Consider the following 19,933-nt stretch of genomic DNA (forward strand, 5'->3'; position numbering starts at 1 on the left):
AACCTATACACTCAAAACACTAGTTAACAACCAACTACCTATTTTACCTGTTCAAAGTATTTGGCTAAGCGACCTTTATTATCATTTGCACGTTTTTCAAGTTCTACAACCATTTTTTCCGCTTGCTCTTTATTGGTCGCTTTACCTACCTGAATAATACCACTCATATTCATCATACGATGTGGAGGGCATACATATACATATACGCCTTCATTCGTTAGTTTAACCGTAAACTCTTTATCCTCTTCTGACAAGAATTTCTCCGCACCTTCAGGCACTACACGACTTTGTGTCCAATGGCCTTTATTGGTAGGAATAAACGTAACCGTATCACCCACCTCTGCCTTGACAAAACCGGGCTCAAATACTATAGAGCCATCAGTACCATTGTCAAGCATTTTAATTTCATGATTCGCAGCAAACCCTATCGTATGAGCTGAAGCTGCCATTAAACCGATAACTAATAATTTCTTAAGCATTATATATTTTCCTTGTCAAGTTAATTTACGCATAGGACGGATAACAGGTAATCCAAGGCTATCCTTCAAAATTTCAATATCAACGTTATATAAATCGCTAATAATCTTTGCTGTTAATACCTCTTCGGCGTGTCCTTGTGCTTGGACATTATTCTTGCCTAATAGAATGATTTCATCAGAAAATTGTGCTGCTAGACTTAAATCATGCAATATCATGACGGTAATAACATGATTTGCTTTAGTATAAGCACACACATGTTCTAATAAGTTAAGTTGATGATGCATATCTAATGCACTCACAGGCTCATCCAATAACAAGATTTCTGGCTGACGAAGCAGGACTTGCGCAAACATGACTAATTGCCGCTGCCCGCCACTTAAGCGCATAACATCACGATGCGCGAGATGCGCAATCCCGAGCATATCTAACATTTTCGCGGCTTCTGTTAATAACTCATCCCCCACATGCATATGTAAGGCATCTAAACGTCCCAGCAGCACTACCTCTAATACCGTTAAAGAAGCTTCTACTACCGTATCTTGCGGCATATAGCCAATAGGTTTACGCCATTTAAGCAAATGTTTCAATGACAGTGGCATATCCAAATAATGGATATCTCCCTTGAAAGGAACTTCCCCAAAGATTGTTTTTAATAATGTTGATTTACCTGCACCATTGGGACCTAAAATTGTATAAGTTTTCCCTTTTTCAAGTCTCAAATTAGCCTTATCAGCAATAACTAAGTCACCACGAGAAATTGAAATATTGTTTAATATTAGCATGTTGATTCCCTAGCGCTTCGTTAAGATAATCCAGAAAAAGAATGGGACACCTACAAATGAGGTGACAATACCCACAGGGAACAACGCACCCGGAATAATGACCTTAGACAAAACAGAGGCAATGGATAAGAAAGCAGCTCCGGCGATCATCGCTCCAGACAAGAAGAAACGCTGATCTTCACCAAGTAGCATACGCGCAACATGAGGAGCTACTAAACCAATAAACCCAATCACCCCCACAAAACTAATCGCTGTCGCCGTCATTAAGGCCACAAAAACCAATGTTTTAAACCTCAGCCATTGCAAATTAATTCCTAGACTTTTCGCTCTTTCTTCTCCCAGACGTAAGGCGGTCAGTTTCCACATGTCTTTTGATAAGAAAAATACACAGATAGTTGTTACGACAGTGGTAATAAATAAACTATTCCATGTGGCTTTAGTAAGACTACCAAATAACCAAAATAAAATTTGTTGAGAAATTTCTGGGGCAGCGATAAACTGAATCAATGACAGCACTGATTGGAATAAGAACAATAGCGCAATACCTACCAACACTAACATTGATGACGTAAACCGCTTAATAGAGGCAAATAGAAACAAAATACCCGACGCAATCATCGTCATCACGAATGCGCCCATGGGTACGGCAAATGCTTGTGGCAAGCCAAATCCACCAAAGGCGATCACAAAAGAAGCACCTAACCCTGCTGCGGCCGCCAAGCCTAAAGTATAAGGACTTGCCATCGGGTTATTTAATAATGTCTGAATTTCTGCTCCACCAACACCTAGAGCAGCACCGACGATTAGCGCCATTAATGCCATCGGCAATCGTAAATCATAAACAATCACCTTGCTAATAGCATCACTCGTTTCATGACCAATTAATGCTTTTACTACCTCACTAATCGGCAACATAGATGGACCAGTGGCAATATCTAGCACTAGCCCTACCATACATATAAGAAAAAAAGCCAACAGTACAAACCAGCGTTTACGCTCAAGTAAACGCTGGTTCTTTACAATATCGGCGACAACAACCGATTCATTCATATATCTATTTACCTTCTGGTGCTAAATAGAATATTCCTTCTGGTGTCACGGGTAAATATTTCTTATAAAAATCCAAATAAGTTTTTGTAGGATCTAAATCAGCAAATAACTCAGGATAAATAGCTTTAGCGACAAACTGAATAGATGCGCTATCAGAAAGGGTACGAGAGTTTGCATGGTAAGCACCATATAAACGATTGTTTTTGATAGCTGGCAACTCAGCCCAGCCAGTGCGCTGTTTATAACCATCTAGGCGCTTAGTCGCCTCTGCTTTTTCAATGTCAAAACCATGACCATTGCTTGAGGATTTTTCTTAAGCTCTGTTTCACGTCCACTAATAATCACAACATCAGGCTTAGCCGCTAAGACAAGCTCTGGGTTAACTGCCGCATAATACTCTACAGCATCCTTAGCAATATTATCGCCACCCACAAGTGTAACCATTGATCCCCACATACTCTTACCAAAGCTTACACCATATTCTGCAGGGCCTTTATTACCAAATTCAACATATACTTTTGGTTTTGGCAAGTTAGCTTTTTCAACGCGAATTTGAATATCTTTGGCAACAGCCTCATACTCATTCGCTAATTCTTTAGCCTGTTTTTCGTTACCCGTTAATGTACCAATAATTTCTGTACTTTTCACATGGGCAGGTACTGTTTGAGCATTGTAATCTAACACAACAACTGGAATTTTAGCCGCTTCTAAAGGCTCTAAGTCTGAACCTAGTGCATCATATTGCCATTTAGCTAATACTAAGACATCAGGTTTAAGCGATAATACTTTTTCAATAGAGAATGTACCTACTTCTACCTCACCCACGTCTTCGATGCTATTAAGCTTAGGCAATGCTGCACTGAATGCTTTCCAGCTTGCTGGTGCCCAATCTGTCCATACAGCTTTAGAAAACCCTACGACATTATTTAGCTCATCTTTACCCGCAATAGCTAAATAGTCTTGATAATAAAAGCCAACAACAGCACGCTTAACAGGCACATCTACTGTCACTTTACGATCAGCTAAATCGGTAATTTCAACGGGTGCAGCATGGAGAGAACCTACCATACCAACAACTAATGCAGAAGCCACTACGACTGATGATAAATTAAAACGTTGTAACATATAATTTCTTTAAAATTTTATAAAAACACAAATGATATTCATTATCATTTTTGATATTGTAATATATTATTAAAAATAATTTCTAGTTCAATAATAGATAAAGAGAAAATAATACAGCTTATGAATACTAGCATCGCCCTCTATCTCTAGGCGAATAAATTTAAAAAATAATAACTCTTAAAAAAATTGCCCCCCATTAGTTTTCTGCTAATGAGGGGCAATTCGATTTTTACTATAACTAAAAATTTAAACTACTAATAAACTACAATCTTAGCGTTTTGGTGGTTGAGGATAAGATTTATCGTATAAAGCTGATGGTCCTTCTTTACCTGCAGCACCAGTGACTGGTGTTGTACCATTCGCTTTTACTTCAACACGACGGTTTGGTTTTAAGCAATCACGTAATGCTTGACCTGTCTCATTTGAACATGCTTTGATTTGGTGAGCCTTACCCATACCAACTGTTTCAATTGAAGCCGTTACACCATTATCTTTAAGTGCTTGTCCTACTGTAGCCGCACGACGTTTAGATAAGTCAAGATTATAGCTTTCAGACCCTAAGCGATCAGTATAACCAGTCACTACAACAGATTTTGCCCCATTTTTTGTTAACTCTTGAGCCACATTTTGCACAACAGCTTGACCTTCTGTTGTAAGGTAATCTTTATCAAAATCAAATAACGTATCGCCTAATGTATAGTTTGCATTGCCATTACATCCATTTGGATACCAGAAGAAGCTTTGTGCATTCATATCTTTATCGAACAGAATCTTGTATTGGCAAACCTTTAACTCACCATTTTCACGATAATTAAAGGCATAATCCCATTCACGTGTTCCAAAACCTTCTGCAAAGTGTGGGCGACCGATTAAGTTATAAAGTTGGTCTTTATTCATGCCACGTTCAATTAGACGAACATTATCCCAATTAGGCCATGACCCCTCTTGAGTACCGCTATGATTAAATTGTGCTGCACTTAATTTAGGCCAAACTAAATCAGAAACATCTGCCGTTCCTTCAGAAGAAACTTTACTTAAGTTTCCGCAAGCACTAAGAACAAATCCAGCCGACATTACTAAAGCTAAACGAGTTAATTTCATCTTAAAATCCCTGTAGCACGCCTTGACTGCGCGTTAATTTTTATAATAATTAGATAACTAATATTTCATTTAAAATCATATTAATTATCAATCCGATAGAGTAACCATTATAACTAATTTTTATTTTTTTAACAGTTTAAACACAAATTTTCAATAGCTTAAAACCCATTTCTTAACAAAAATTTAATTTGTATTGATATTTTTATCTGCTGGATACTCAATAGTAAATTCTTTTTTAACTACTTGGTCTACTTTAGGACCTAATTTAATCGTTTGTTGGTATCGACCAAATTGATCCATTTTTATATCGTTACTATTAGGACTTTGTAAAGTAACAATAATATCTTTTTGTCTTGAACTAGGAATACGCTCATTAATCACTAATTCAATCGCTTCTGGATGTGAATTAGTCAACGTTACTTCCTCTACAAATTTAAGCTTTTTCGTTTTATTAATCACACCACTTGTTTCTTCTAGTCGTTTAAGTGGTGATTTTTTAACAACAACTTTTTGATCTTCGCCAACTAATTGGGTAAATTTTTGCCCCGTATAAATGGTAGGTAAACTTCCTTGCCCAACAAACTGACCATCAAAATACGTTTGCAACTCACCTGCCAAAAGAGGATATTCTGATTTATTTTCTCCTTTTACTGTGACTAATACTTTGTCTTGTTGCTGCGGATAGTAAGCATACACCACTTCTACATCCTGATTGCTAGTTTGCATCTCAATGGCTTGGCTTTCTTCTTTGCTTAATAAATTAATTTTATGTTTAATTTCAAAAGTCACCGCCAGCTGATTATCCTGAACGATTGCCGCATCAGAGACGACACCAGCCGCCTCTTCTTGCGCTGGTGCTGCAGCCATCACGGTAGCTTCCATTGCTTGAGATCCTGCAATTCCTTTGTTTGTCACCATACGTTTTGTTCTCATTGGTGGCTGATAATAATCAATAAACCAAGGACTTACCTCTGGTACTTCACCAACCTGAACGGGGCGACCAGTAGATAGTTTAACGTTGACATTTTCCCAGTCCTCATTGGTATTTTGCGTGATATTAGCCGTATATTTCAGCTGAATTTTCTTTGCATTGCTATCAAAAAATAATTGATAGCTAGGCACCCAACTAACGCCATAGTTAATATAGTTTAATCCTAAAGTATAGTCACCTTCTTTACTCGCTCTGACTCTAACAACCACTTGTTTATTACGACCAAATTGTTTTTCTTTTTCTTTCTCTAGCTCATTGTTAATTTCCGCAATTAATTTATCTTGCTCAGAAAGTTTATCACTCAGACCTAATTGCTCCTCTAATAACTGTGCTTGAGATTGACGTGAAAATTGTTGTACTTGTTTTACTTCTTCTAGATTAAATGGCCTTTCAGAAGAGGCAATATTTTTTTGTAATTGACTAATAAGCTCTAATTGACCATCCAACACTCTTATTTGATCGATAACTTTTTGTTTTGCTTGTTCTGCTTCTTTTAGTCGAGTTTTGATTTTTTCTAAAGACTCGATCTTAATTTTATCCTTTTCTATTTGTTGTTCTTCCACACCAATGAGGGTTAAAGGCGCAGAGCCATTTGCTTTAAATTGCAAGGATTGGCTTTCAACTTGCTCAGATAAATTAGAAAAAACTAGACGGTGCTCACCTACCGGTAAATGAATTTTTGCCTGTCTTGTTAAATACGCTTGCTCTGGATAGACAATAACTTCTTGGATATGGCTATCTACGTTAAATGTTTCTGCTAAAAGTGCAGGGCTTGCTGTCATTAAGCTTATCGCTAGGATAGATAACTGATTTCTCTTGACCACGAGTTAACTCCTTTTAGTAAAAATTAACCGACTATCGTCTAAACACTTTAACTTATTAACAAACCTTTCTTTATTTTTGACATATAGACGTTGGGCTTAGACCATAGCATTTTAACTACAATAAAGCGAATCTTATTAATATAATGAGATTGTACTTATGTTTAGATAGCAACCGCTATTTTTTCTTTTTACTTAATCATATTTTTCATTTTACTATGCAACAGCTCTATATGTTTTATCTTGGTGGAAATGCTGGTTTTTCTACTATTGAAGTCCATGACATACAATTTGTAGTTGATCACAATGTTGAAGAAGCCATTCCTACGCTACGCCAACGCTGGTTTGGTGACCCAGATAAAATCCATCTCGATGGCTATACAGTGCTTAATTGGGCAGACGGCTTTGACATTATATTGTCTGAAACGCCTCCCACGCATCAGCAAGAAAAACTATTCTTTGTTTATGTCGGTGGTTATACACCTGGCTCGTTGGCAGAGCAACATGATTATGGACTATTCGTAGCAAATAGTCCAGAGCAAGCCAAGCAGAAAGCTCTTCAGACGCTTCTAGTTGGTAAAGATCACCAACACAAAGATAACCTTAAAGATGTAGATCAATGTCTAGCACTACATCAATTTCAACATGAACATACCACAAAACCTTTATACATTCATCTTCATGCTAATCCGAATGGAAAACCAGACAAGCCTAACTGGCAAGGTTATAGACCAATAGGCATATAAAACAATCTGTTATTTGTTTATAGCAAAAGCGTTCCATAATCAGGGGATACGTTTTTTATTAACGAGGATAGCTATTTTTTAATTCTGTAACCACTTTACGCGTATTGAGTGTTTTACCCTCTAAGTAATTATCAATAGCTTGTCTCAGCCTTTGTCTCAATAATGGTTCACTCTCTAGCTGATAAAAATCAGGCATCGATTCATCCATACCATAACCAACTTCTTTAAGTAACAACCATTCAAAACGTCGTAATACGATTCTTTCGTCTAGACCTGAACTTAAGTTTTGTAAAGCAAACACATATTCGTCATATAAAATAGAAAAAGAATCTTCCGGGGGTAAGCTTCGCAATAATAATTCATTCAAATACCATGCTGACATTAATGCTTTTGACGGCAATGCAATAAACCCATCAAATTCAGCTTGAGTAATAGTTTTCACCTCACCTGTCCCACTCCATGAGACAACTAAGGGTTGAAAATGAGACAAAATAGGACGCATGACGGAATACGGTCTTTTGGCACCTTTAGCAATACCTGCAACGAGTCCATAATCACGAGAAAATACCGTAGCGACACAAGACGTTTCGCTCCATGGAATCGCTTTTAATAAAAAAGCATGGGCATCAATAACTTTGTGCTGACGTTTACTCATAACCAAGGTCACGTAAAGCACTTTCTTTATCAGACCAACCTTTACGTACTTTGATATAAATTTCTAGAAAAACAGGCTTATCTAGCATCTCTCGAATATCCTGACGTGCCTCCGTCGCAATTCGTTTCATATGCATACCTTTTGCACCTAGCAAAATGGGTTTATGGCTTTCTCTTTCTACCACAACACACGCATTGATATGTACACCCTCTGGAGTTTCATCCCATTTTTCTATTTGGACTGTGCTGGCATAAGGTAGTTCATCTCCTACTAAACGGAAAATTTTCTCCCGAATTAGTTCGGCGGTGATAAAGCGCACTGAACGATCTGTCATGGCATCTTCATCAAACATCGGCTCACCTTCTGGCAACCGTTGTGCAATCTCATCCAATAATACATTGAGCTGAATATCTTTAACAGCACTCAAAGGAACTACCGCATCATAAGGAAATTTTTGTAAGATTTTGCTGGTAAATTCAAACAAATCATTTTTGCTTTTGAGTAAATCAACTTTACTAATCACTAGAATACACTTTTTCGATGTAGGTAATAAAGGCACCACATTATCATCCCCTTCTCCCCATTTGCCAGCCTCAACTACATGCACAACAACATCTACATCGGCTAATGTTTGTGTCACAACACGATTCATCATACGATTCATCGTACCACCATGACGTGTTTGAAAGCCTGGCGTATCCACAAATATAAACTGTTTATTATCTTGTGTTAGTACACCATGAATTCTATGTCTCGTTGTCTGAGCCTTACGTGACACAATAGAAATTTTGCCTCCAATTAAGGCATTAATAAGCGTTGATTTACCAACATTAGGGCGACCTACGACCGCAATAAAACCTGTTTTAAAAGATGTCTGCTCAGTCATTTTATCTCCTGCTCCACTGCAACTGGTAAGGTCAATTGGGTAACAACACGTTGTTTAGCTTTTACAATGCTTTTCTTATTTGGTGATACTTGCTTAAGTTGGTTAATCACAATTTTGGCGGCACTTTGCTCTGCAGCTCTACGGCTACCACCCGTTGCTGAAGCAGATAAATTCAAATCAGGAACACTACACTCAACTTCAAACTGTTGATCATGTGCCGCACCAGTTGTTGCTAATACAGTATATTGAGGTAAAGGCAAACGACGAGCTTGCAACATTTCCTGTAATAATGTTTTGGCATCTTTGCCCAATGTTGAAAAGTCCACATCCTTTAATAAAGGACGGTAAAGCTTTTCAATCACTTGTTGTGCTTGTTCAATACCATTATCTAAATAAATTGCACCAAAAATTGCTTCCATAGCATCTGCTAAAATTGAAGGTCGTCTAAATCCACCACTTTTTAGCTCACCCTCACCTAACAATAATAAATCTGGTAGCTCTAATTGAATGGCCAATTCAGCTAAGGTAGATTGATTAACCAAGCTAGAACGAATACGCGACAAATCACCTTCATCTTGATGTTGTAATAACGTAAACAATAAAGAAGCCACTGAAAAATTTAGAATTGAATCACCTAAGAACTCTAATCTTTCATTGTGCTGCATACTATAACTCCGATGAGTTAATGCACGCATTAACAAATTCATATTTGTGAATTTATATGATAAACGTTCTTGTAATCTTTGGTATTTCATTAGTTTACTGATGATCCTATACGACCAAACTCATTAAAATTCATCCAGATAAAAAAGGCTTTACCCACTATATTTTTGTCTGGTACAAACCCCCAGAAACGACTATCCTGACTATTATCACGATTGTCTCCCATAGCAAAATAATAACCTTCTGGAACTTTACACTCTACCGCTGTTGCACTTGGATAAGTACATTGATCAAATTTAGGGAAGTTCACAATTGGACGAATTTGGCCTTGCATGGGCAATAATAAAATATCGTGCTCAACTTCACCCAATTTTTCTTTGAAACGCATTGGTGACCCAGATTGCTGACTTGGATTCACATAAGGACCCACTTCTTGTAATGGCAACTGTTCACCATTGACACTTAAACGCTTATTTTCAAAACGAATAACGTCTCCAGGCACACCTACAATACGTTTAATATAATCTACTTTGGTATCCACTGGGTATTTAAATACCACCACATCTCCTCTTTGAGGATCACCTAATGGAATAATTTTCTGATTAATAATAGGCAAGCGAATACCATAAGAAAATTTATTAACCAAAATCATATCGCCACTTTCTAATGTCGGTAACATCGATCCCGATGGAATGCGAAAAGGTTCTACCACAAATGATCGTAGAACAAATACAAATAAAATCACAGGAAAAAAACCAACCGCATATTCTACTAGTTTAGAGCGATACTCATCTGCATGCTCAGCACCATAGGTGGCAACGCGACGAGGTTTTAAGACCCATTTATCCAATAGTTTAATCGCCCATGTTACGACTAAAAGAATAAAAAATATAACCGCAAAATCCATCGTTTATTAACCTCGCTTATTTATCCTCAACTTGCAAAATAGCAAGGAAAGCTTCTTGTGGAATCTCCACACTACCAACTTGTTTCATACGTTTTTTACCCGCTTTTTGTTTTTCGAGTAATTTACGTTTACGAGTGATATCACCACCATAACATTTTGCCAAAACGTTTTTACGCAGTGCTTTAACATTTTCACGTGCAATAATTTCAGCTCCGATAGCTGCTTGTACCGCAACGTCATACATTTGTCGAGGTATTAACCCTCGCATTTTACTAACTACTTCACGTCCACGATAACGAGCGACTGAACGGTGTACCATCATAGATAAAGCATCTACTTTGTCACCATTAATTAATAAATCAACTCTCACCACATCTGCACTACGATATTCTAAGAACTCATAGTCCATTGAAGCATAACCACGTGACACCGATTTTAATTTATCAAAAAAATCTAACACAATTTCAGCTAATGGAATTTCATACGTCAAATGAACTTGACGCCCATGGTAACTCATATTCTTTTGAATACCACGTTTGTTATTACATAACGTCATCACAGGCCCCACATAATCTTGTGGCATAAATAACGTCACATTGACCATTGGCTCACGAATATCACGAATATACCCTACATCTGGCATACGCGATGGACTATCAATCATGACCACTTCACCATCTGTTTTTTCAACCTCATATACCACAGACGGTGCTGTCGTAATCAGATCCATATCGAACTCTCGTTCTAGGCGTTCTTGGACAATTTCCATATGTAACAGTCCTAAGAAACCACAACGGAAGCCAAAACCTAATGCCTGCGATACTTCTGGCTCAAACATGAGTGCCGCATCATTGAGCTTTAATTTTTCTAAGGAATCTCGTAGTTGATCGTATTCACTACTTTCAACAGGATACAAACCAGCAAATACCTGTGGCTTAATTTCTTTAAATCCAGGTAAAGGTTCTGCGGCTGGGTTTTGTGCCAGTGTAATGGTATCGCCCACTTTTGCATGAGCAAGCTCTTTAATTCCCGTGATAATGAAGCCTACTTCTCCAGCAGATAATTGCGGACGAGGAGATGACTTAGGCGTAAATACCCCTAATTGCTCAACCAAGTGTGACGCCCCTGTCGCCATAAAACTCACTTTATCTTTGAGTTTAAGCGTACCATTGACAATTCTAACCAACATCACAACACCAACATAATTATCAAACCATGAATCAATAATTAAGGCTTGCAATGGCTTATTGGGATCACCTTTGGGAGGTGGCACTTTATTTACAATGACTTCTAAGATCTCATCAATACCCATGCCTGTTTTTGCACTCGCCAATACAGCATCATGAGCATCAATACCAATCACATCCTCTATTTCTTCTCGAGCTTCATCTGGGTTTGCCGAAGGCAAATCCATTTTATTAAGCACTGGAATAACTTCTACACCTAAGTCAATAGCGGTATAACAATTGGCAACTGTTTGTGCTTCAACCCCTTGACTTGCGTCAACGACTAATAAAGCTCCCTCACAAGCCGACAATGAACGACTGACTTCATAGGAAAAATCTACGTGTCCTGGTGTATCAATAATATTTAAGTTATAGGTCTTACCGTCCTTAGCTTTGTACTGCAAAGAAGCTGTTTGTGCCTTAATGGTAATTCCACGTTCACGCTCAATATCCATTGAGTCAAGGACTTGAGCTGACATCTCTCGGTCAGCCAAGCCCCCTGTCCGTTGAATTAAGCGATCCGCTAAAGTTGATTTACCGTGATCGATATGTGCAATAATTGAGAAGTTACGAATGTGTTGCATCGAAAAAATAGTAAAAATTATTCAATCCAACATTGTAACTTATTTTTTAGGTGTAACAGTGACCCATTGCGTCAAATCTTCACGACGAATTAATAGTGCAGCTGCTTTATTTGCAGGTAATTGTTTCACCTCATTTTGAAACTGTTTTACTGACATGATATCTTTGTCATTAATAGCCAAAATAATATCATCCTTACGCAATCCTACATCTTGCGCCAGCCCTTCGACATCATTCACTACAACGCCATTATTAACACGGAATTTTTGTTTTTGAGCATCTGTTAATTCAGTGACTGATAAACCTAATTTATCAAACTGACTAGCATTATCTGCATTATTCTCGCCAGTGGCAGTCACTTTTTTATCAGCTGCTGTCTGGTCTAAGGTAACAGGTACCGTAATTTCTTTACCTCGACGCCATACCGTAATATCCGATTGTGTCCCAGGTTTAGTCATTCCTACTAAGCGAGGTAAATCATTCCATTTGTTAATAGTCTTGCCCGCAAAACTAACGATGACATCGCCAGATTTGATACCAGCTTTTTCAGCGGGGCTACCAGGTTCAACATTGCTCACCAAAGCACCTTTAGTATCTTTTAGGCCTAACGCATCAGCTACTTCTTTTTTAACCTCACCAATCATCACACCTATGCGACCACGCTGAACAGTACCAGTGCTTTTAAGTTGTTCAACAATTTTCATCGCTTCATTAATAGGAATAGAGAACGAAATTCCCATAAATCCACCACTACGGGTATAAATCTGTGAATTAACACCCACAACCTTACCAGCCAGATCAATTAATGGTCCACCAGAGTTACCTGGATTAATAGCCACATCTGTTTGAATAAATGGTAAATAATCCCCTGTATCACGATTGATAGCACTAACAATACCAGAAGTCACTGTTGACTCTAGACCATAAGGCGAACCAATCGCTACGACCCATTGACCTTTTTTCAGTTTCTCTGAGTCACCCATCGCTAAAGCACTAAGAGCTTTAGCATCAATTTTCAATAAAGCAATATCAGTTCGTTTGTCTGATCCAATAACTTTAGCTGTATATTCCTTACCATCATTCAACGTCACAATCACTTTAGTAGCATCATCAACCACATGGTCATTGGTAATAATATAGCCGTCCTCTGAGATGATAAATCCTGAACCTACACCGCTAGGCTCTATTCTTTCTGAATTAGGGTTGCTTGGTTTTGGTGTATTACGTTTAGGAGTCTGTAGAGGGAAATCAGGACCAAAGAAAAACCGGAAAAGGTCTTCTGGATTGCTACCATCAAAGTCCCCCATCCCAGATTGCGAGCTTACTTTGCTCATTGTTCTAATATTTACTACACCATTTTCTGTTGCTTGAACTACTGGCGTAAAATCAGGTAAGCCCATCACTAGTGGTGCCGTTTGACTAGTAGGGACAGTATTAGATACCGAAGAAATATTATTTTCCGCAATAGCAGATGAAGAAATGGCCAAAGAAAGTGCTAACAAAGAGGCAGATAATTTTTTTAAAGTAAACATGTTGAATCCTTGCAATAGGGAGTCTTATATGGATATCAATAGTCTATAGTCATCTATTTTTTTTTCAACCCCATGAAACAAGAGGAAATTTTTTATTAAGCGATTAGGCTTGTTTGTACTGCAAATAATGCATGACCACATTAAATTTTCGCCATGCTTTATCAGACAACTGCCATTTCCAAATGATTATCGGATTGGAGCATTTTCCATCTATTTCTCGAATAGCCAATTGCCACCAGAATGGTCCCTTGGAAATATTAATAGCATCACCTTGATAAGCCCGTTCATCACTAACCAAACTAAGCTGTTGAGGAGAATATGATAATACCCATAAAGAAGGGGTTTTTTGAAGTTTTTGGTAAGCATAAAAAAGCCCTACTACCATGAGAGCGAAATTTCCTCCTAATAGGACAAAAATTGCCAACATCAATAATAGGGCTTTTATATGTAATTCTCCTCTTGACTGAGACAAGACTAAACTATTTGCCCAATAGTCTGGAAGAGAACGGATTAACATGGTTAATCCTAAATTTTCTTAACAATCATCGAACCATTAGTACCACCAAATCCGAATGAGTTAGATAAGGCGTAATCAATTTTTAAATCACGTGCTGTATTGGCACAATAATCCAAATCACACTCTGGATCTTGGTTAAAAATATTAATAGTCGGTGGAGAAACTTGATGATGAACAGCTAATGTTGTGAAGACTGCTTCAATACCACCAGCCGCACCTAATAAGTGACCTGTCATTGATTTTGTCGAGTTTACAACGGTTTTATATGCATGATCACCCAACGCTAATTTCAATGCTTCAGTTTCATTTTTATCACCTAACGGTGTTGAGGTACCATGTGCATTAACGTAGTTAATTTGATCTGCATTGATACCAGCATTGCGTAAGGCATTCTGAATACCACGACATGGTCCTTCACGATCAGGTGCAGTGATGTGATGAGCATCCGAACTCATTCCGTAGCCCACAAATTCACCATAAATCTTAGCACCACGCTTTATTGCATGTTCATATTCTTCCAAAACAAGAACACCAGCACCTTCACCTAATACGAAACCATCACGATCCTTATCCCAAGGACGAGATGCTGTTTGAGGATCATCATTTCTTGTTGATAATGCACGCATAGCCGCAAAACCACCAATACCTAATGGAGAAACTGTCGCTTCTGCACCACCCGCCAACATCACATCAGCGTCACCATATTCAATCAATCTAGCCGCATCACCAATTGAGTGCAATCCTGTCGTACACGCAGAAACAACAGCATAACTCGGTCCTTTTAAACCTAACATAATAGTTAAGTGACCTGAAATAAGATTAATCAATGAGGCTGGAACAAAAAAAGGCGAAATACGGCGTGGACCTTTTGCTAAATAATCTGTTTGTGTTTCTTCAATACGTTTAAGTCCGCCAATGCCTGAGCTAACAATAGCACCAAAACGATGAGCATTTTCTTCGGTCACTTCTAGACCAGAATCACGCCAAGCATCAATAGATGCCGCTAAACCATAGTGGATAAACGTGTCCATCTGCTTAATTTCTTTAGCACCGATATAGTTCTCAGCATTAAAATCTTTCACTTCAGCAGCTACTTGTGAATTAAAAGCACTCGCATCAAAACGAGTAATATTAGTAATACCTGAACGTCCATTTACGATATTATCCCAAGCCGTAGCCAGTGTATTTCCTACTGGTGAAACAATACCTAAACCTGTAATAACAACTCGTCTCTTCACAGACAACTCCCGTTTTCATTCAAATCATGTTTGAAATTTTATATTGACCTAAAAAAAGCGTTTTGGAAAATACAGAACAACACTGCTAGATTTTTCCAAGACGCTCTTTGAGACGAGGCAGTACAAAATACTTGTTTGAACTACCTCTGTCTATTTTCAAAAAAACAGATATCTCATTAAGCTTTTTGAGCTGAAATGAAATCAATCGCTTTTTGAACTGTTGTAATAGTTTCAGCTTGCTCATCAGTAATGCTAGCTTCGAACTCATCTTCAAAAGCCATAACTAATTCAACCATATCTAGTGAATCGGCACCTAAGTCGTCAAGAAATGAAGACTCATTTTTGATTTCTGCTTCGCTTACACCTAACTGTTTTGCAACGATTTTCTTGACGCGTTGTTCGATGTCCATGTAAATCTCCAATAGGGATCATTCCCCAAGTTATACCCTATGCAACACAAAGGGTTGTTTTAAATTAAAAAAAAATCAGCACTCAATGTACTCACTACTGTAAATACAAACACAACTGCCAGTTTGCATTTTATAAAAATTTGTTCATTTTTTGCAAAAAACGAACAAAAACAAAAAATTAAAATTCTTGACAGCCTAAGAAACCTTAGGACATATACATACCACCGTTCACATGTAACGTATTACCTGTGATATACCCTGCACCTGGACTAGCTAAGAACGCTACAGCTTGTGCAATATCGTTCACTTGTCCTAAGCGAGCCATAGGAATTTGGCTTAATAATGCATTTGTTGCTTCATCACCAAGTGCACGTGTCATATCAGTATCAATAAATCCTGGTGCAACACAATTAACCGTAATATTACGACTACCAATTTCTCTCGCTAAAGCACGAGTCAAACCAGCAACACCTGCTTTTGCAGCCGCATAGTTAACTTGACCTGGGTTTCCACTTTCTCCAACCACGGATGTCACATTAATAATTCTGCCACCTCTGGCTTTAACCATTGGTCTAATTACACCACGGCAAAGACGGAATACAGCTGTTAAATTCGTCTGAATCACAGCATCCCAATCCTCATCTTTCATACGCATAATAAGACCATCACGAGTAATGCCCGCATTATTCACCAGAATATGTGGACCACCCTCAGCAGCTAACTCAGCTAAAAGAGCATCACTTGCTGCCGCATCAGTCACGTTTAGCACGACGCCACGCCCACCAAAAGGAGTTAACTGTTCAGAAACACTTTGTGCACCATTCTCAGTCGTTGCTGTACCAACAACTATCGCACCTCGTTTAGCAAGTTCTAAAGCTATTGCTTGCCCTAAACCACGACTCGCACCTGTTACTAGCGCTATCTGACCTGTTAGTTCTTTTGTCATAACTCTTCCTTAATTTTTTAAGGCATCCAAAGTTGATGCTAATGATGTAGGATCAGTAATAGATAACGCTTGAATTTCAGGCGCAATACGTTTTACTAAACCTGTTAATACTTTCCCTGGTCCGCATTCCACGATATGAGTAACACCCTCTTTTTGCATACGTTGAATAGTCTCAACCCAACGTACTGGATGCCAAGCTTGACGCACTAAACCATCTTTGATGAGAATAGGGTCTGTTACTGTCTCTACATCGACATTATTAATAATATCAATGCTTGCAGATACTAAATCCAGTTGATTTAAAGCTTTTTCAAGAATAGTCGCGGCAGGCTTTAACAATGAAGAATGGAACGGTGCTGAGACCGGTAATACTAATGCTCTCTTAGCTCCTTCTTTTTTGGCTAATTCACAAGCCCTTTCGACAGCGGCTTTATGCCCAGCAATAACTACTTGCGCTGGAGCATTAAAATTTACTGCCTCAACTACTTCACCCTGTGCGGCTTCATTGCACACCTTTTGAACGGTTTCGTCATCTAAACCTAAAATAGCTGCCATAGAGCCAGCACCCACAGGAACAGCATCTTGCATAGCATTTGCACGAATACGCACTAGTTTCACTGCGTCTTCTAACGAAATCACTCCTGCAGCGGCTAATGCTGTATATTCTCCTAAACTATGGCCAGCCACTACTGATGGAATAACACCTCCCTGCTCAATATAAGCTTGGTACATAGCGTAACTAGCAGCCAACATAACAGGCTGTGTATTTGTTGTAAGATTAAGTTGTTCGGCTGGTCCATTAGCAATTAAGTTTACTAAATCTTGGTCTAGTGCATTACTAGCTCTCTGCATAATGTTTTGCACCACTGCAACCTCTTTCCATGCATCAAGCATACCAACCGCTTGAGACCCTTGCCCAGGAAATACCATAGCTAATTTCATCACTTCTCTTCCCTCTTTATTATCTTATAATTTAACTAAAACTGAGCCCCAAGTGAAACCACCACCAACGCCTTGCAATAGGATAGTTTGCCCTTCTTTGATGCGACCATCTTTATAAGCAACATCAAAAGCTAAAGGTACACTTGCAGCAGAAGTATTAGCATGCTTATCTACTGTAACCACAACTTTTTCCTCAGGAATACCCAATTTTCTACCCAATGAATTAATAATTCTAACATTAGCTTGATGTGGCACCATCCAATCAATATCCTCTGGACGGATAGAAGCTTTCTCACAAACTTTTAACGCAGAATCCTCTAAAGACGTCACTGCTTTTTTAAATACAGCCTGACCATCCATACGTAAAAATGGATCTCCAGTAACTTGCCCATGATGAATAGCGCCTTCTGTACGCAAGATTGTGTGTAAACTGCCATCCGCATTTAGTTGTGTCGCTAAAATACCTGGCTCTTCAGAGACCTTAAGCACCATTGCACCTGCACCATCCCCAAATAATACACAAGTTCCTCTATCATTCCAATCCAGAATGCGTGTAAATGTCTCAGCACCAATGACAAGTGCACATTTAGCATTCCCGGCACGAATATAACTATCTGCTGTTGTAAGCGCATAAACAAAACCACTGCAAACAGCTTGTACGTCAAATGCGGCTCCGCCTTTGATACCTAACTTTGCTTGCACCAAACAAGCTGTACTAGGAAAAATATAATCTGGCGTTGATGTCGCCAAGACAATCAAATCAATTTCATCAGCTGAAATTCCTGCATCTTCAATCGCTTTTCTAGCCGCTTCAGTCGCTAAATCACTTGTTTTAATATTGTCTGCTGCTATATAACGCTGTTTAATACCTGTTCGCGTAAATATCCACTCATCTGAAGTTTCAATTCCTTTTTTGGCAAGCTGATCAGCTAAAACATCGTTTGAAACAATGTTTTCTGGCAAAGCACTACCTGAACCTATAATCTTTGCGAATGGCATGGTTAAATCTCCTGATGTCACCACATCCTATGAAAGGATGTTGTTATTATTCTGATTAGTTTCTTGATGCAAATGCGTCATTTGCTGTATGGTCAATACAGTTTTATCTAATAGCTGGCTTTCAACAGCTCGTTTTGCACGTTCAATTGCACATCTAAACGCTAGTATATCTGCTGAACCGTGACTTTTAAATACAACCCCACGTAAACCCAACAATGCAGCACCATTATAACGACGATTATCAACCTCATCACGAAATTTAGAGAGCACTGGACGAGCAATTAAAGCAGCAAACTTATTATAAAGTGAACTTAAAAAATTCTCTTTAATTTTCTTGCTGATCATCTTTGCTAAACCTTCAACTGATTTTAATAAGACATTTCCGACAAAACCATCACAAACAACAACATTGGCAGTTCCCTTAAAAATATCATCGCCCTCTACATTTCCAATGAAATTAATAGGGGCAGACTGTAAAAGGTCACCTGTTTTCTTAACAACGTCATTGCCTTTAATGGCTTCACTACCGATGTTTAGTAAACCTACTTTTGGTTCAGGAATTCCATCAATCGCCTGTGATAATGCAGATCCCATTAAGGCAAACTGCAATAAATGCTCTGGTGTGCAATCAACATTTGCACCTAAATCTAGGACGGTTGTTCCTTTGCCTAACTGATTAGGAATAGCAGAAGCAATGGCTGGTCTATCAATACCATCCAATGTTTTTAATATGAAGCGAGCAACAGCCATTAATGCACCCGTGTTGCCTGCAGAGACACAAGCATCAGCTTGCTGTTCTTTAACAGCCAGCAATGCTAAATGCATGGAAGATTTTCGTTTTCGACGAAGAGCCACCTCAATAGAGTCATCCATCTGAATACTTTCTTCAGCATGCACAACAGTGAATTGAGATAGTCGAGAAGGTTTCGCTGATTTTAATGCAGTTTCGATCTGGGTTTTATCACCCACTAATAAAAAATGCACCTCTGGGTAATCCTCTGCTACTTGTACGGAAGCAGGAAGAGTAACGGGGAGACCAAAGTCTCCCCCCATGCAATCAATAGCGATACGTACCACGATTAAGTTTTTATTTACTAATAAAAATTATTCGTCGTTTTTCGTTTTTAGAACTTTACGACCACGATAAACACCATTAGGGCTAATGTGGTGACGTAAGTGCAATTCGCCAGTTGTTGGCTCAATCGCTGTTGGTGGGTTAGTTAGGAAATCGTGAGAACGATGCATACCACGTTTAGATGGTGTTTTCTTGTTTTGTTGAACAGCCATGATGACTCCAAAAAATACTGTATCGCTAAGAGACAGATAAAATTAAA

22 protein-coding genes are annotated in these 19,933 nt (G+C 38.5%); 1 reads left to right on the forward strand and 21 read right to left on the reverse strand.

Annotated features, from left to right (window positions below; genetic code table 11):
• Positions 1-38 precede the first annotated feature (38 nt).
• The 7 genes from BQ4443_RS05005 to BQ4443_RS05030 form a co-directional block, all read right to left on the reverse strand.
• Positions 39-479, reverse strand: coding sequence for a pseudoazurin (locus BQ4443_RS05005; RefSeq protein ID WP_071058232.1), 441 nt, complete (start codon positions 477-479; stop codon positions 39-41).
• A gap of 15 nt (positions 480-494) precedes the next feature.
• Positions 495-1,262 (reverse strand): ABC transporter ATP-binding protein, encoded by a 768-nt coding sequence (locus tag BQ4443_RS05010; RefSeq protein WP_023949169.1) that lies wholly within the window; start codon positions 1,260-1,262, stop codon positions 495-497.
• Positions 1,263-1,271: 9 nt separating this feature from the next.
• Positions 1,272-2,312 carry a FecCD family ABC transporter permease gene (locus tag BQ4443_RS05015; RefSeq protein WP_071058233.1) on the reverse strand — a complete coding sequence of 347 codons (1,041 nt, stop codon included), beginning with the start codon at positions 2,310-2,312 and terminating at the stop codon, positions 1,272-1,274.
• Between the two features lie 4 nt (positions 2,313-2,316).
• On the reverse strand, positions 2,317-2,529 hold the full coding sequence (locus tag BQ4443_RS12535; RefSeq protein ID WP_218118023.1) for a hypothetical protein: 213 nt from the start codon (positions 2,527-2,529) through the stop codon (positions 2,317-2,319).
• A gap of 32 nt (positions 2,530-2,561) precedes the next feature.
• On the reverse strand, positions 2,562-3,437 hold the full coding sequence (locus tag BQ4443_RS05020; protein ID WP_218118024.1) for an ABC transporter substrate-binding protein: 876 nt from the start codon (positions 3,435-3,437) through the stop codon (positions 2,562-2,564).
• Between the two features lie 270 nt (positions 3,438-3,707).
• On the reverse strand, positions 3,708-4,538 hold the full coding sequence (locus BQ4443_RS05025) for an OmpA family protein (protein WP_071058234.1): 831 nt from the start codon (positions 4,536-4,538) through the stop codon (positions 3,708-3,710).
• Positions 4,539-4,721: 183 nt separating this feature from the next.
• Positions 4,722-6,353: a mucoidy inhibitor MuiA family protein gene (locus tag BQ4443_RS05030; protein ID WP_143000558.1), complete on the reverse strand. Its 1,632-nt coding sequence runs from the start codon at positions 6,351-6,353 to the stop codon at positions 4,722-4,724.
• Between the two features lie 215 nt (positions 6,354-6,568).
• Between BQ4443_RS05030 and BQ4443_RS05035 the strand changes: the two genes are divergently transcribed.
• A complete protein-coding gene (locus BQ4443_RS05035; RefSeq protein WP_071058315.1) occupies positions 6,569-7,096 on the forward strand; it encodes a DUF1543 domain-containing protein in 528 nt (175 codons plus the stop codon).
• Positions 7,097-7,154: 58 nt separating this feature from the next.
• Here the strand turns inward: BQ4443_RS05035 and recO are convergent, their stop codons facing one another.
• From recO to rpmF, 14 genes are all read right to left on the reverse strand, one after another.
• Positions 7,155-7,751, reverse strand: a complete 597-nt coding sequence (gene recO, locus BQ4443_RS05040; protein ID WP_023949165.1) for a DNA repair protein RecO — start codon at positions 7,749-7,751, stop codon at positions 7,155-7,157.
• Positions 7,744-8,637, reverse strand: a complete 894-nt coding sequence (gene era, locus BQ4443_RS05045) for a GTPase Era (protein WP_023949164.1) — start codon at positions 8,635-8,637, stop codon at positions 7,744-7,746. Before era ends, recO begins: the two co-directional genes overlap by 8 nt.
• A complete protein-coding gene (gene rnc / locus BQ4443_RS05050) occupies positions 8,634-9,392 on the reverse strand; it encodes a ribonuclease III (protein ID WP_023949163.1) in 759 nt (252 codons plus the stop codon). The genes era and rnc overlap by 4 nt, the downstream gene beginning before the upstream one ends.
• On the reverse strand, positions 9,392-10,207 hold the full coding sequence (lepB, locus tag BQ4443_RS05055; RefSeq protein WP_071058236.1) for a signal peptidase I: 816 nt from the start codon (positions 10,205-10,207) through the stop codon (positions 9,392-9,394). Before lepB ends, rnc begins: the two co-directional genes overlap by 1 nt.
• 16 nt (positions 10,208-10,223) lie before the next feature.
• Positions 10,224-12,017 (reverse strand): translation elongation factor 4, encoded by a 1,794-nt coding sequence (lepA, locus tag BQ4443_RS05060; RefSeq protein WP_023949162.1) that lies wholly within the window; start codon positions 12,015-12,017, stop codon positions 10,224-10,226.
• 39 nt (positions 12,018-12,056) lie between these two features.
• Entirely contained in the window at positions 12,057-13,547 is a 1,491-nt protein-coding gene (locus BQ4443_RS05065; protein ID WP_023949161.1) for a DegQ family serine endoprotease, read from the reverse strand.
• A gap of 103 nt (positions 13,548-13,650) precedes the next feature.
• Entirely contained in the window at positions 13,651-14,064 is a 414-nt protein-coding gene (locus BQ4443_RS05070; protein WP_023949160.1) for a hypothetical protein, read from the reverse strand.
• 8 nt (positions 14,065-14,072) lie between these two features.
• On the reverse strand, positions 14,073-15,302 hold the full coding sequence (gene fabF / locus BQ4443_RS05075; RefSeq protein WP_071058237.1) for a beta-ketoacyl-ACP synthase II: 1,230 nt from the start codon (positions 15,300-15,302) through the stop codon (positions 14,073-14,075).
• Between the two features lie 176 nt (positions 15,303-15,478).
• Positions 15,479-15,712, reverse strand: coding sequence for an acyl carrier protein (gene acpP / locus BQ4443_RS05080; RefSeq protein ID WP_023949157.1), 234 nt, complete (start codon positions 15,710-15,712; stop codon positions 15,479-15,481).
• A 205-nt stretch (positions 15,713-15,917) separates the two neighbouring features.
• The gene (fabG, locus tag BQ4443_RS05085; RefSeq protein WP_023949155.1) at positions 15,918-16,658 is read right to left on the reverse strand and encodes a 3-oxoacyl-ACP reductase FabG; all 741 of its coding nucleotides are present in this window, start codon (positions 16,656-16,658) and stop codon (positions 15,918-15,920) included.
• A 9-nt stretch (positions 16,659-16,667) separates the two neighbouring features.
• Positions 16,668-17,600 (reverse strand): ACP S-malonyltransferase, encoded by a 933-nt coding sequence (gene fabD, locus BQ4443_RS05090; protein ID WP_083331865.1) that lies wholly within the window; start codon positions 17,598-17,600, stop codon positions 16,668-16,670.
• Positions 17,601-17,624: 24 nt separating this feature from the next.
• A complete protein-coding gene (locus BQ4443_RS05095; protein ID WP_023949151.1) occupies positions 17,625-18,599 on the reverse strand; it encodes a beta-ketoacyl-ACP synthase III in 975 nt (324 codons plus the stop codon).
• 27 nt (positions 18,600-18,626) lie between these two features.
• On the reverse strand, positions 18,627-19,676 hold the full coding sequence (gene plsX, locus BQ4443_RS05100; RefSeq protein WP_023949149.1) for a phosphate acyltransferase PlsX: 1,050 nt from the start codon (positions 19,674-19,676) through the stop codon (positions 18,627-18,629).
• A gap of 27 nt (positions 19,677-19,703) precedes the next feature.
• Positions 19,704-19,886: a 50S ribosomal protein L32 gene (gene rpmF, locus BQ4443_RS05105; RefSeq protein WP_023949147.1), complete on the reverse strand. Its 183-nt coding sequence runs from the start codon at positions 19,884-19,886 to the stop codon at positions 19,704-19,706.
• Positions 19,887-19,933: the final 47 nt, after the last annotated feature.

Origin of the sequence: Pelistega sp. MC2 (genome assembly GCF_900099475.1) — a bacterium.
In the GTDB taxonomy this organism is placed as follows: Bacteria; Pseudomonadota; Gammaproteobacteria; order Burkholderiales; family Burkholderiaceae_B; genus Taylorella; species Taylorella indica.

Excerpts from the sequence above, each read along its gene's own strand:
- BQ4443_RS05005 (WP_071058232.1), bottom strand. The coding sequence starts at position 479 with ATGCTTAAGAAATTATTAGTTATCGGTTTAATGGCAGCTTCAGCTCAT.
- BQ4443_RS05010 (WP_023949169.1), bottom strand. The coding sequence starts at position 1,262 with ATGCTAATATTAAACAATATTTCAATTTCTCGTGGTGACTTAGTTATT.
- BQ4443_RS05015 (WP_071058233.1), bottom strand. The coding sequence starts at position 2,312 with ATGAATGAATCGGTTGTTGTCGCCGATATTGTAAAGAACCAGCGTTTA.
- BQ4443_RS05020 (WP_218118024.1), bottom strand. The coding sequence starts at position 3,437 with ATGTTACAACGTTTTAATTTATCATCAGTCGTAGTGGCTTCTGCATTA.
- BQ4443_RS05025 (WP_071058234.1), bottom strand. The coding sequence starts at position 4,538 with ATGAAATTAACTCGTTTAGCTTTAGTAATGTCGGCTGGATTTGTTCTT.
- BQ4443_RS05035 (WP_071058315.1), top strand. The coding sequence starts at position 6,569 with ATGCAACAGCTCTATATGTTTTATCTTGGTGGAAATGCTGGTTTTTCT.
- recO (WP_023949165.1), bottom strand. The coding sequence starts at position 7,751 with ATGAGTAAACGTCAGCACAAAGTTATTGATGCCCATGCTTTTTTATTA.
- era (WP_023949164.1), bottom strand. The coding sequence starts at position 8,637 with ATGACTGAGCAGACATCTTTTAAAACAGGTTTTATTGCGGTCGTAGGT.
- rnc (WP_023949163.1), bottom strand. The coding sequence starts at position 9,392 with ATGAAATACCAAAGATTACAAGAACGTTTATCATATAAATTCACAAAT.
- lepB (WP_071058236.1), bottom strand. The coding sequence starts at position 10,207 with ATGGATTTTGCGGTTATATTTTTTATTCTTTTAGTCGTAACATGGGCG.
- lepA (WP_023949162.1), bottom strand. The coding sequence starts at position 12,017 with ATGCAACACATTCGTAACTTCTCAATTATTGCACATATCGATCACGGT.
- BQ4443_RS05065 (WP_023949161.1), bottom strand. The coding sequence starts at position 13,547 with ATGTTTACTTTAAAAAAATTATCTGCCTCTTTGTTAGCACTTTCTTTG.
- BQ4443_RS05070 (WP_023949160.1), bottom strand. The coding sequence starts at position 14,064 with ATGTTAATCCGTTCTCTTCCAGACTATTGGGCAAATAGTTTAGTCTTG.
- acpP (WP_023949157.1), bottom strand. The coding sequence starts at position 15,712 with ATGGACATCGAACAACGCGTCAAGAAAATCGTTGCAAAACAGTTAGGT.
- fabG (WP_023949155.1), bottom strand. The coding sequence starts at position 16,658 with ATGACAAAAGAACTAACAGGTCAGATAGCGCTAGTAACAGGTGCGAGT.
- fabD (WP_083331865.1), bottom strand. The coding sequence starts at position 17,600 with ATGAAATTAGCTATGGTATTTCCTGGGCAAGGGTCTCAAGCGGTTGGT.
- BQ4443_RS05095 (WP_023949151.1), bottom strand. The coding sequence starts at position 18,599 with ATGCCATTCGCAAAGATTATAGGTTCAGGTAGTGCTTTGCCAGAAAAC.
- rpmF (WP_023949147.1), bottom strand. The coding sequence starts at position 19,886 with ATGGCTGTTCAACAAAACAAGAAAACACCATCTAAACGTGGTATGCAT.